The 9800-nt window shown below is 62.2% G+C and carries 15 protein-coding genes; 2 read left to right on the top strand and 13 right to left on the bottom strand.

Annotated elements, in window-relative coordinates; translation table 11 throughout:
* Window positions 1-31 precede the first annotated feature (31 nt).
* Complete coding sequence (locus tag GGR40_RS02005; protein WP_429274524.1) at window positions 32-379, bottom strand: hypothetical protein; 348 nt, start codon at window positions 377-379, stop codon at window positions 32-34.
* Window positions 376-954 carry an MT-A70 family methyltransferase gene (locus GGR40_RS02000; RefSeq protein WP_429274523.1) on the bottom strand — a complete coding sequence of 193 codons (579 nt, stop codon included), beginning with the start codon at window positions 952-954 and terminating at the stop codon, window positions 376-378. Before GGR40_RS02000 ends, GGR40_RS02005 begins: the two co-directional genes overlap by 4 nt.
* A gap of 119 nt (window positions 955-1073) precedes the next feature.
* Here GGR40_RS02000 and GGR40_RS01995 point away from each other — a divergent pair, with 119 nt between their 5' ends.
* Window positions 1074-1304: a hypothetical protein gene (locus tag GGR40_RS01995; RefSeq protein ID WP_429274522.1), complete on the top strand. Its 231-nt coding sequence runs from the start codon at window positions 1074-1076 to the stop codon at window positions 1302-1304.
* Between the two features lie 607 nt (window positions 1305-1911).
* On the opposite strand, the gene GGR40_RS01990 is transcribed toward GGR40_RS01995, so the two are convergent.
* Window positions 1912-2460, bottom strand: coding sequence for a hypothetical protein (locus tag GGR40_RS01990; protein ID WP_429274521.1), 549 nt, complete (start codon window positions 2458-2460; stop codon window positions 1912-1914).
* Between the two features lie 315 nt (window positions 2461-2775).
* Here GGR40_RS01990 and GGR40_RS01985 point away from each other — a divergent pair, with 315 nt between their 5' ends.
* The gene (locus GGR40_RS01985) at window positions 2776-3618 is read left to right on the top strand and encodes a YDG/SRA domain-containing protein (protein WP_429274520.1); all 843 of its coding nucleotides are present in this window, start codon (window positions 2776-2778) and stop codon (window positions 3616-3618) included.
* Window positions 3619-3822: 204 nt separating this feature from the next.
* Here the strand turns inward: GGR40_RS01985 and GGR40_RS01980 are convergent, their stop codons facing one another.
* The 10 genes from GGR40_RS01980 to GGR40_RS01935 all read right to left on the bottom strand — a co-directional run bounded on the left by GGR40_RS01980 (window position 3823) and on the right by GGR40_RS01935 (window position 9482).
* Window positions 3823-4197 (bottom strand): hypothetical protein, encoded by a 375-nt coding sequence (locus tag GGR40_RS01980; protein WP_429274519.1) that lies wholly within the window; start codon window positions 4195-4197, stop codon window positions 3823-3825.
* Window positions 4190-4468, bottom strand: coding sequence for a phosphopantetheine-binding protein (locus GGR40_RS01975; RefSeq protein WP_429274518.1), 279 nt, complete (start codon window positions 4466-4468; stop codon window positions 4190-4192). Before GGR40_RS01975 ends, GGR40_RS01980 begins: the two co-directional genes overlap by 8 nt.
* Window positions 4468-5529: a RecT family recombinase gene (locus GGR40_RS01970; RefSeq protein ID WP_429274517.1), complete on the bottom strand. Its 1062-nt coding sequence runs from the start codon at window positions 5527-5529 to the stop codon at window positions 4468-4470. The genes GGR40_RS01975 and GGR40_RS01970 overlap by 1 nt, the downstream gene beginning before the upstream one ends.
* A complete protein-coding gene (locus tag GGR40_RS01965; RefSeq protein ID WP_429274516.1) occupies window positions 5529-6104 on the bottom strand; it encodes a 3'-5' exonuclease in 576 nt (191 codons plus the stop codon). Before GGR40_RS01965 ends, GGR40_RS01970 begins: the two co-directional genes overlap by 1 nt.
* Window positions 6105-6130: 26 nt before the next feature.
* Window positions 6131-6997 (bottom strand): hypothetical protein, encoded by an 867-nt coding sequence (locus GGR40_RS01960; RefSeq protein WP_429274515.1) that lies wholly within the window; start codon window positions 6995-6997, stop codon window positions 6131-6133.
* 21 nt (window positions 6998-7018) lie between these two features.
* Window positions 7019-7414 (bottom strand): hypothetical protein, encoded by a 396-nt coding sequence (locus GGR40_RS01955; RefSeq protein WP_429274514.1) that lies wholly within the window; start codon window positions 7412-7414, stop codon window positions 7019-7021.
* Window positions 7411-7698 carry a hypothetical protein gene (locus GGR40_RS01950; RefSeq protein WP_429274513.1) on the bottom strand — a complete coding sequence of 96 codons (288 nt, stop codon included), beginning with the start codon at window positions 7696-7698 and terminating at the stop codon, window positions 7411-7413. Before GGR40_RS01950 ends, GGR40_RS01955 begins: the two co-directional genes overlap by 4 nt.
* Before the next feature lie 103 nt (window positions 7699-7801).
* Window positions 7802-8050, bottom strand: coding sequence for a hypothetical protein (locus GGR40_RS01945; RefSeq protein ID WP_429274512.1), 249 nt, complete (start codon window positions 8048-8050; stop codon window positions 7802-7804).
* The gene (locus GGR40_RS01940) at window positions 8047-8379 is read right to left on the bottom strand and encodes a hypothetical protein (RefSeq protein ID WP_429274511.1); all 333 of its coding nucleotides are present in this window, start codon (window positions 8377-8379) and stop codon (window positions 8047-8049) included. Before GGR40_RS01940 ends, GGR40_RS01945 begins: the two co-directional genes overlap by 4 nt.
* Window positions 8380-8852: 473 nt before the next feature.
* Window positions 8853-9482 (bottom strand): S24 family peptidase, encoded by a 630-nt coding sequence (locus GGR40_RS01935; protein WP_429274510.1) that lies wholly within the window; start codon window positions 9480-9482, stop codon window positions 8853-8855.
* Window positions 9483-9800: the final 318 nt, after the last annotated feature.

Genomic DNA, 9800 nt, shown 5'->3' with positions numbered 1-9800 from the left:
GTGGGCCGGTGCGAGGCCAGGTAATGCTCGTCTAGGCATTCGCACGCCGCCCGAACATCTGCCGTGCGCGTGCTTCGCCGCTGCTGGCGCCCTGACCCGGCATCGTACCACCAGATGTACCATCGATCGCTTGCTGGTTTTCCATCCGCCCCACGGACGAGATCGAGCCAGAACGGCCCCCGTTGGTAGACACCACCCTTAACTGCCGACATTTCGCTTCGTCCTCTAATGCTTTCGCCTTCGCCTGCGCCACTTTCGCCGGCATCCCCAACGATGCCAGAAGATCGAGATCGTCGGCAGTGAGCTTAATCCCGCGCCGGCTGAACATTGCGCGGGACAGTTTGCGGTCCAGATGGACCAGTGATTCGCAGGTGGTCACGTCCTGTCTCCTTGGTCTGCGGTGATGATGGATTTCTCCTCGAACTTGCCGATCTCGTTCCCCCAGGCGTCCCAGCCCGGCCACGCCTGCCGAGCGAACAGCTCGGCGAAGCGGACCGCGCGCGGCGCGAGGCGGCGGCAGTAGTCGTATTGCTCGTCGGGCTTGCGGCTGTGCCCGCGGGCCTCGGCATCGATGACGTCGAGGTCTTCGGTCTCAATGACGTTGCGGACGTTCTTCGCGGTCAGCGGGCTTCCAAGCGTTCCGATAAGGTACGGCTCGCTAGCGCTGCGCAGGACGTACCCCGTTCCGAAGGCGGTCTTCCCGTGCTTCGTCCGCTTGTGCCAGGCGCCGCCGGTGACGTACCGGAACCCCCAGTCGTCCATAAGCTGGATCGACTGGCGCAGCGTAGGCCAGCAGGCCCACAGCATCAGGATCGTGTCGCCCCGCCCGAGCTGGGCGACTTGCAGCGCGGCCAAATCTTCCCACGTCATCGTGTCGTATTGCGCCTGCGGGGACTTGCCCTCGCCAGCAGCCGACCATGTCTTGAACCTCGTCGCCGGGTCCGCGATGATCATGTCGTAGCTGAGTGGGGTTAGGCCGGCGAACGGCCAATCTCTTAGGCCCATGACACGCACCCGCCACGATATGCATTGCAGCGAAGCAGCCTTTCCGGTCGGAGGAGCTTGCACAGCCTATGAAACCTGAAACCTTGTCGCTTTGCGCGCTTCGGCTGCGCCTGGATTCTCTTGAAGGAGAGCTTCCGGGCTACTGGATCGATGGCCCCTACCGACCGACACCGAACAGTGGGCTGGCTAACTGGCAGGCTATGGCCTACCCGAGGGGTCCGTTCGACATGGCAGGATTGCGACACGCAAAGCAGCGAATCGAAGCCCTTAAGATCGAGCTGCCGACAATCGACTGGTAAATTCCATTGGAAGATGACGCGATGGCCCTTCGCCGTTTGCGCTTGCCCTTCCATGATCTGTGAAAGACCATCCAATGGGTGTTCGAAATAATTAGCGAACCGCATTAAACTGGGTCGATGGCGTTTGGTGTTCGCTATTTCGTCGCAACTAGGATATGAAATTAGGGGCGACACTCTTAGGAATTCGTCATTCTTCACCTTCTGCGAACTATTCCTCAGATCGAAGACGAGCTCTATCGTCTGGCGCTCGCTCGCGATCCTCGTTTTGAGATCGAAAAAGCTAGCGTTATGCGCACGGTACAACGGAACGAGTACGGATCTCATTGGCAGGTCAATTTTCTACCGGTTGAAGAAGGTCTGATCTACGACTCGGTGAAGGCGCGCCTTATGCGGCGATGGGACGTATTTCCCGACAACGTCTACATATCGACCTTCAACTCCACGTTTTCCTGCGACTGAGGGATGGGGACGACGCGAGGAGGTCTCCCCCCTCCCTGCTGTTCCGGCACAACGCCGTCCCGCTTCGGATTGGCTTTCGTGTGCGCGCACCGCGCTGCCGGTTACATGACGGCCTCCTGGGTTTGAGTGATGCTCCGAAATCATGATGTTACCCGTCGAAGAGTGATGGTTGCAGCGCCAATGGATATACGGGCGAAGGAACTGGGCGTGTTGTTGCGCGTGTCGCTCGCCGTTTCGTCTCGAGCCGGTCGGCGTACGCCCGGCGGCCGGCCCAGGGGTCCCCGAAATCAAGCGCCGCATCATACCGCCAACCGTTCTGCGCGAGGCTGGTGCTGTCGGCTGAGGCAAACGGATAATCGAAGGCCACCGCGGTCCCGCGCAGCATGTGCACGACCGGCCAGCGGTTGCCGAACGCCCTGCCCACTTCGTCCATGCGCGCGTGATAGTCTGGTGATCCAACGTTCGGCCCAGTCCAGCCAAGGCAGACCCGGTCGTGTCGATCGCATAGCCGCAGCAGCCTCTCCATCGGCCCATCCATATGCCAGACCGGAGATCCCTTCTGCCCGAATGGCCAATCGCTCAGGATGCTGTCGTTGAGCTGGGACGGCGCTCCAGGAATGTCTGGCATGATGGCCCAGCGGCCCGGCATGAAAAGGCGACGCTCCAGCCACACGAAGTACGGACGCCAGTCCGCCATCTCGCTCCAGACCTCGCCACGCCGAAGGGCAGCCTGCCAGAATGAAAAGGCGCCGCTGTCGAAACATGATGTCGGGACTGATTGCCTCGACCACCTCCACATCGTCCGGACGGAAGAACGAAACGCACATCGCGCGCCCCACGCCGACGTCCTTCAGTGCCGAACGCGGCGTCAGCGGCGTGCCATGATAAATGATCGTATTCATGCCGCTTGCACCTCCCGCTCAAGGCGCGCCGAAATGATTGCCGATCGAGCTTTTTTTTGGAAATTCAGTGTTGTGTCGCACTGACGTCGAGATTCGCGTGGAGGAAGTTGATGGCTGACAGCATTCTTGAGCCTGAGCGAGGGGCCATCTTCGAGAACCGTCGAGCGCTCTATGATGCAGATTGGCACACGAGCACCGACGCAGGAATCGCTGGTAACAGGCAAACTGGCGCCACGGCGGTCGTGCTTTCTGGCGGGTACCCCGACGACGAGGATCATGGTGACGTGGTCATTTACACTGGTCATGGTGGCCGCGGCGGGCGCGGCACCACGGCTCAGGTAAAAGACCAAACCTTCGAAGCCTGGGGCAATGCGGCTCTTGCAAAAAGCTGTCGAGACGGCATCCCCGTCCGCGTATTCCGTGGCGGGAAACATAAGGAGTTTCGCCCGAAATCTGGCTATCGGTACGACGGCCTCTATCGTGTTGAGAGCTACTGGTACGATGTTGGCCAAGACGGCTTCCGAATGTGCCGTTTCCGACTTGTCGCTCAGGACGGCCCTCCGATAGGAGCGGCACCAAGCGGCGCAGATGCAAGTCCAAGGGTGGCCACTACGGTGCAGCGCATCGTCAGAGACACCGCCATGAGCCGATCCGTGAAGCGGCTGCATGACTACTGCTGCCAGGTCTGCGGCACCCGTCTCGAATGCACTGGCGGGCCTTACGCGGAAGGAGCACACATTCGTGCGCTCGGCCGACCTCATAATGGACCGGACGTCGCCGCAAACTTGCTGTGCCTTTGCCCGAACCATCACGTGATGTTCGACAATGGTGGCTTCACGATCGCAGACGACTTCTCGCTGATCGGATTGCCAGGGGCGATCACCATCCACCCCGACCATGAAATTGATTCTGCGTTCTTGCGGTATCATCGAGAGCATTGGCAGGCGCGCTGATCGCACGGTCTCAATGCTTGCGCGGTGGCTACTTGAGTCGTTGTCGATGATCAGACCGTGCATGTTCGTGCCTTTCTCGTTCGATTGAAATGAGGGCTTCCCCCCGCGGCCCTCGGCGCGTCCGAACTCACCGCGGGATTGCGGTTTGGGGATGGGAGCGCCGGAGGACTTGATCTCCTTTCGGCTGAGCGCTCCCGCGAATGGCTAGAAGGGGATTTCGCCGTCATTCTTCGGCTCACGCCGCTCGGCGACGAACTCGCGGTAGATCAACTCGATGGTCTCTCGGGCCAGGGCACGGTCGCCATCGCCGGAGTGCTCGCGCAAGCCATCGTGCAGCCGCTCGAACTCGGCTTCCGTCATCGCGACACCGAGATTGCGATCGCTGATGCCGAGCACCCGACGTTTTCCACGAGCGAGTCGACCGATCCATTCGCGGACGCCCAGTATCGCAGTGCCGAGTCCATCCGTTGGATCCAACGTGCCCCATGCTTCGATCTGCTGTGCTCCGGCGCGGTAGCCTTTGAACCACCACGTGACGTCCGCAAGCAGTGCGTCAGCTTGTTCGTGACTGTCAGCCATTTGCCGGCGCCCCTAGCTTTGCCTCGACCAGCAGCCACCAGTCGCCCACGGTCTTGTTCGCCTCGGGGATGCTCAGCGCATCGACCTCCTCGTCGGTGATCTCGACGTCGAACGCCTGTTCCAGCTCCATGCTGATCTCGATGACGTCGAGGCTATCGGCGCCCAGGTCGGCCAGCGTTGCCGCCAGCGGATCAGCGTGGTCGCTGGGTTCGCGGTCGAGCATCTTGTAGATCAGCGCGATGGCGCGCTGCTGCGTGGTCGGCTCAGCCATCACTTCGCCTCCTGCTGCAGCTTGCGCTTCTTGGCGGCGATCGCCTTCTCGACGTCGCGGACCACGCCGTCATCCGACACGCCGTTCATCACGCGGCCGGTCCAGTCGCGCTCGACCGCTTCGATGGCCTTGATGGTCGCGGCGTTGCGAACCTTGGCCTCGATGTCGCGGACCTGTGCGAGCCAGATCGGCTCTTCCTCAGTGACCTGCTGCTCGCCCATCTGAGCGTCGTCGCGGCCCTCGCGTGCCATCGGGTTCTCAGACGAGAACGTGCCGTCGTTGCCTGCGTCCAGCTCACGCGCGGTCGCCTCGTCGACCTGTGTCATGCCGCGGCTGTCGCGCTCGAGAACCTCGCCCGTCTCGCGGTCGGCCTGCTGGTCAAAGTTCGGGATCTCGTCATCCAGTTCCTGAGCAAGGCTCTGCTGGCTGGGCAGCGTCGTCGGGGTCAGGTCGCCGCCGTCGATGGCTTCGCCCTCGTCCGAAGCGAGGCCGGAGAAGCCGTAGGCGATACGAGCGCACTGGATGAGGGCTCGGTGACGCAACATGCGCAGCGGCGACTTCTGCCAGGGCGCGCTGTTGCCCTTACACTCGCTCAGGTACTCGATGATCTTCGTGGGGCGCTCGCGGTCCTTGCGATAGATCGTCGCCTCGATGGCGTAGACCCCGCCGTTCTCGTCGACATGATCCTCGAACTCGATGCTGTCGTGCTGCGGGTGGGTGTTCATGAGGCGAATCCACCCGTCCACCGACACCATCGGTGTGATGCCGCCGCCCTTTGTGGGGAAGGCGTAGATCTCCTTGAGCAGGGGATTGAGACCATAGGTGTTCGCGACGATGACGAGCGCCACGAACTCTTCGCGTGAGCGGCACGCGGCGAACACTGTGTTGGTCAGCGTATCCTGCAGGGTCGCAGGCGAAACTTCGAGCCGCGCAGCCATGGCCTCAAGAGCGGTGCGGGGTTTCGACGCGCCCTGACGCGCAGCAATTGCGCGCTGCTGGCTGGCATCGATTTGACGGCTTTCCTGCGCAACGGCGCGCGAGCGGGCGGTGGTGACGGTCATCAGGCAAGTCCCTGTTCACGGAGGTGGAAGAAGATGCGGGCCGAGGCGTCGCAATCCGGGCGGGCCCGGTGGGCATCGACGTGCGGCTCGCCGAAGAAGTGCTGGGTGGCCTCGCCCAGCGTCGGCCACTTCCAGTCGGTGTCGAAGCGGGGATTGGCCTTCAGGACTTTCACCATCGTGGTGGTCTTGCGCATCGTGCAGAAGGTCGGACGCGGGCAGTCCCACTTCTCGCCCATCAGGCGCGCGGCCATGATGCGCTTCAGGCGGACGTCGAAGCTGACGTTGTGCCCGACGATGACCATCGACTTGGACACCATCGCCATGAAGTTCGAGAGCGCTTCGCGAGGATCGACGCCGTCGGCCTCGCACATATCCCGCGTAACGCCGTGGATGGCGGTGGCCTCCGCAGGGATTTCGACGCCATTGTTGATCAGGACGTCGTACCGCTCCACCTCGAGGCCGGTGGCGTCGTAGAGGCTGCAGGCGAGATCGACGATGTAGGGCTGGCCGGGATGATCGCTCGGGTCATTCCAGAGCGGAAGGCCCGTCGTCTCGGTATCGAATACGAGGTACATGGTGTGGACTTTCTGAGAGGTTGAATTCAGCGGAAGCTGGCCTTGGCGACAGGCCAGATGCGGACGCCCGTGATCTCGCGCTTGCCGGCGCGAACGAGGCGCAGGATGGCCTTGTCGACGGCCTCCTTCACGCGATCGTCATCCTTCACGGCGCGGAAAGCCTTGGCGTAGTCCTCGACCTGGCTCTGGTACTCGACCTTGCCCGACACGGCGGCGCCAGCATCGGAGCGGACCGGCTCGACCTTGCCGGGGGCCGCCGCGGAAAGAGCCGAGTCGGCCATCGCTTCCTCGGACCGCTGGCGGGCTTCCTCGGCCTCGCGTTCAGCGGTTTCCCGCTCTTCCGCGCTGGTGGCGGCTGCAGCTGCCGCAGCGGCGCGACGCTCGGCCTCAAGGCGCTCACGCTCGGCTGCAGCGGCACGGGCGGCGGCGGCGCGCTGTTCAGCGGCGACACGCTCTTCCTCGGCCCGGCGCTTCGCCTCGCGGTCGGCAACATAGGCGTTGCCGATGCCTTCGACCTTGGACTTCGCTTCCTCGACCGAAGCTTTGAGGACATTCTTCTCGGCGTCGACCAGACGACCGGCCAGCAGGTGCGGCGCCTTCACGGCGGTGTGGGTCGCATCGATGTGCTTGAGCAGCGCGCGGTATGCGTTGACGAGGTCGCCGCAGCGAGCCAGCTCATCGTCGTTGGTCGCGACTGCCCTGCCCGCCGCGCCGACGTACTGGTCCAGCTTCATCAGGAAGTCCGGACGCTCGCGCAGCAGCTCGGCACGGAACTCCTCGGGGATCAGCTCCTCGAGCGGCGGCTTGTTGTGGCCCATACCGACGGGCGCGCTGGCGGGGTTCTCACCCGGCAGGATCTGGGGTTCTTCCTTGACGGCCTGCTTGATGGGCATGGCGGTTCCTTTCGGGGGTGGTCAGAAGGGAAGCGGCGCGGACGCCGCGAGAGGGTCATGGCGCCGGCCGATCTGGGCGTAGGCGCTGTCAGGCGCATGCTGGCGTGCCCACGCCCTGCGGCTGATCAGCGCGCGGTATTCGGCGTCGGTGAGCGGGTCCTTGGCGCACGCCGGCCAGACGCGGTCGAAGTCGATCGGCTCACCGTCGAACTCGGCTTGCCAACGCCAGGAGCGGTCCAGCTCCTCACCGGTCACCGGATCGTGTGGCGGGCCGTACCAGAGACGAACACCGCCCCGGACGGTGCCCTGCCCAAGCCGGTAGCGGTAGAAGCCCGCCACTGGGGTCTCGACATCGACGCCGCGCGCCGCCGGCGTGAAGTGGCGCGTTTCGTCATAGGTGCGCTGGGCGCGGCTCACAGCGCGCGTTCCTTCTGCCGGCGCGCGTCCACCATCAGCTCGATCTCGAACTGGCCGTGCTCCCAATCAGTGAGCGGCTCGATCTTGCGAAAGGCTTCGTGGATGAATGCGTTTGAACCGCTCCCGTCGAACGCGAGGAAAGTTCGACCGCCAACAACCACCAGCGAACTGACGTTGTAGATGCCTCCCGATCGCGGGCGGAAACCCGTGTCGAGTTGATCATTTTCAACCAGGCGCCATCCGGACGCTACGCACAGGGCCAAATCTCCGACGGCCCAGCTCACAGCGGCATTCCCGCGATGAAGCCAAGCGCCAGAACTGCACCGAGCAAGAGGACGGGAAGGACGACGCCGTCGGTCGAAGGAGCGTTGTTGGAGCCGGGGACCATCAGACGTGGTCCTCCGGCTCCGCGCGACCCGAGGAGGGCTCGGGGTAAAGCGCCAATGCTGCTATTATGATCGACGCGACAGAAACCGCCATCGTGCCACCAAAAATGAGGGCGAGCGTGAATGCCCGGCTGGCGAAGAACTCGCGCGCGGCTGGGTGCGTATCAAGGTACGCCGTCGACCAGGCATCGAAGCCGAAGAGGAACGCGGTGAACGCGGCGAGGATGAGGATGGAGGAGGCGCGGGTCACGCCGCCACCGCCCGGCGCTCAGCGGCCAGCTCGCGGTCGATGTCCTGATCGTCCCAAGGGCCGGAGCAGTGACGCGCCGGCTTCTGCGCAAAGCCGTTGCGCACCAGCCACTCGAAGCGGTCCTGCGTGGGATGGAAGGCGAACCGGCTGACCGGCAGATGCACGTCAGCCTTCGGCCCGCGCGCGTAATATTCGCAGTACGTGAAACCGTCGCCGTCAGCGTCGATGTCGCTGAACAGCGACCAGCCCTGGTACGGCTCGATCTCGGTTACTGGGGTGATCTGCGTGAAGCGAGAGCCGGTCGGCGCCAGCGGGGGTGCGTGAAGCATTGCCATCTCCGATCAGGCGGGTGCCTGTTGGAGACTGGGTATAAAACATACCCTAATGCGTCAAGCGAAAAGGTATGGAACATACCCAGCAGCCTCAAAAGCTCTCTTGAGCCTCAAGGTTGCTTCTGCCGATCATTGCGCGTTTGGACAGCCGCCCTCTACATGCTTGCATACATCAGCGTGGAGGCAGGCCATTTGCCGACGTTCCGTCCAAGACGCGGCCTGTCGCTCATCTCCGCCTCTGGCGTATGCATCCTCTACCGTCTTGGCTTGGTCGCAAATCTCTTGGGGTGACCTGCCCGTTTCCGACATATGTTGGAAAACTGACGCCTCCCGATCTCCCGTGCTCGTCGATAGGTCCATCGAACTGAGCACCACGATGGCTAGGATCAAGAAGATGCCTCCCCAAAACCATAGACGCGTTTTCTGATCCCTATCCATAAGCAGCCTCTAACAAACCTGACGAATGGACTTCATATCAAATCATACACGCTTCGATGTACGCGCCCCACGACTATCCAATTCTCTTTCTTGTTAATAAATATGGTCTTGTTTATGGGATTTGTCGAAAACGGCTCTAACCGCTGCACCGGATCGTCATAGTAACGCTTGTAGGTTGTCTCTCCGCGGCGAGAGAACAAATAAAAACCACCATTGACCGGTGTTCTCTCTGCGGCATTCACAAAAATACGCGAACCCTCTGGTGACACACGATCCATGCTGTCACCTTTGACTGTGGTAGCGAACCAATCTCCTGGGCCCAGGTTATCCGTGATGGCTGTCTCGACCTCGCCCAAATCATGCATCACAGTGATATCGCCGAGCTGCCCCGCTTGGACCCATCCGACGAGCGGCACCTCAGAAACCTGTCGCTGGTCGGTCATCGGTTCCGGCCGCATGGGAGGAGTGCCCTCGAACAGCCATTCCGCCCTCACCTTCAAGCGGTGGGCATAAACAAGTGCCTTCTTATAGCTGAAGCGCATGCTGCCATTAGCGTTGCTTTTCAGTGTGTCGTAGGACCAACCATACCGCTCGCTCAGCTCCTTTTTCGTGAGCCCGGTTTCTTGAATCGCTTGATTTAGTCGGTCGGCCTGTTCGCTCATGTCATTTCGGCTAACGGTGGCACGGGTATGTGTCATACCGAATGCGATTGACTTGGTCGGGTATGTTTTATACCTCTCCTCGCATGGCAGCTGCGACATCATCAGATCAGCCGTCCCATAGGGACATCATCGCCAGGTCTGGCGGCCCTGCGGCCACAGGCCGTTGCATCGATGTTGATCCCAATACGGTGAAAGGCTGGAACCGCCTCAACAGCATACCTGCTGCTCATTGGCAGAGAATCGCCGACGAAGGTCTTGCCACTCTCGGGGAGCTGGCCGCTGCCGCAGCCACGAAGCTCTCGTCCCCCACCCCCTCCT

It is taken from the genome of Novosphingobium gossypii (assembly GCF_050433305.1).
Classification (GTDB): domain Bacteria; phylum Pseudomonadota; class Alphaproteobacteria; order Sphingomonadales; family Sphingomonadaceae; genus Novosphingobium; species Novosphingobium gossypii.
Note: the sequence above shows the minus strand (reverse complement) of the source record. Positions and strands in the feature narration are given on the sequence as shown.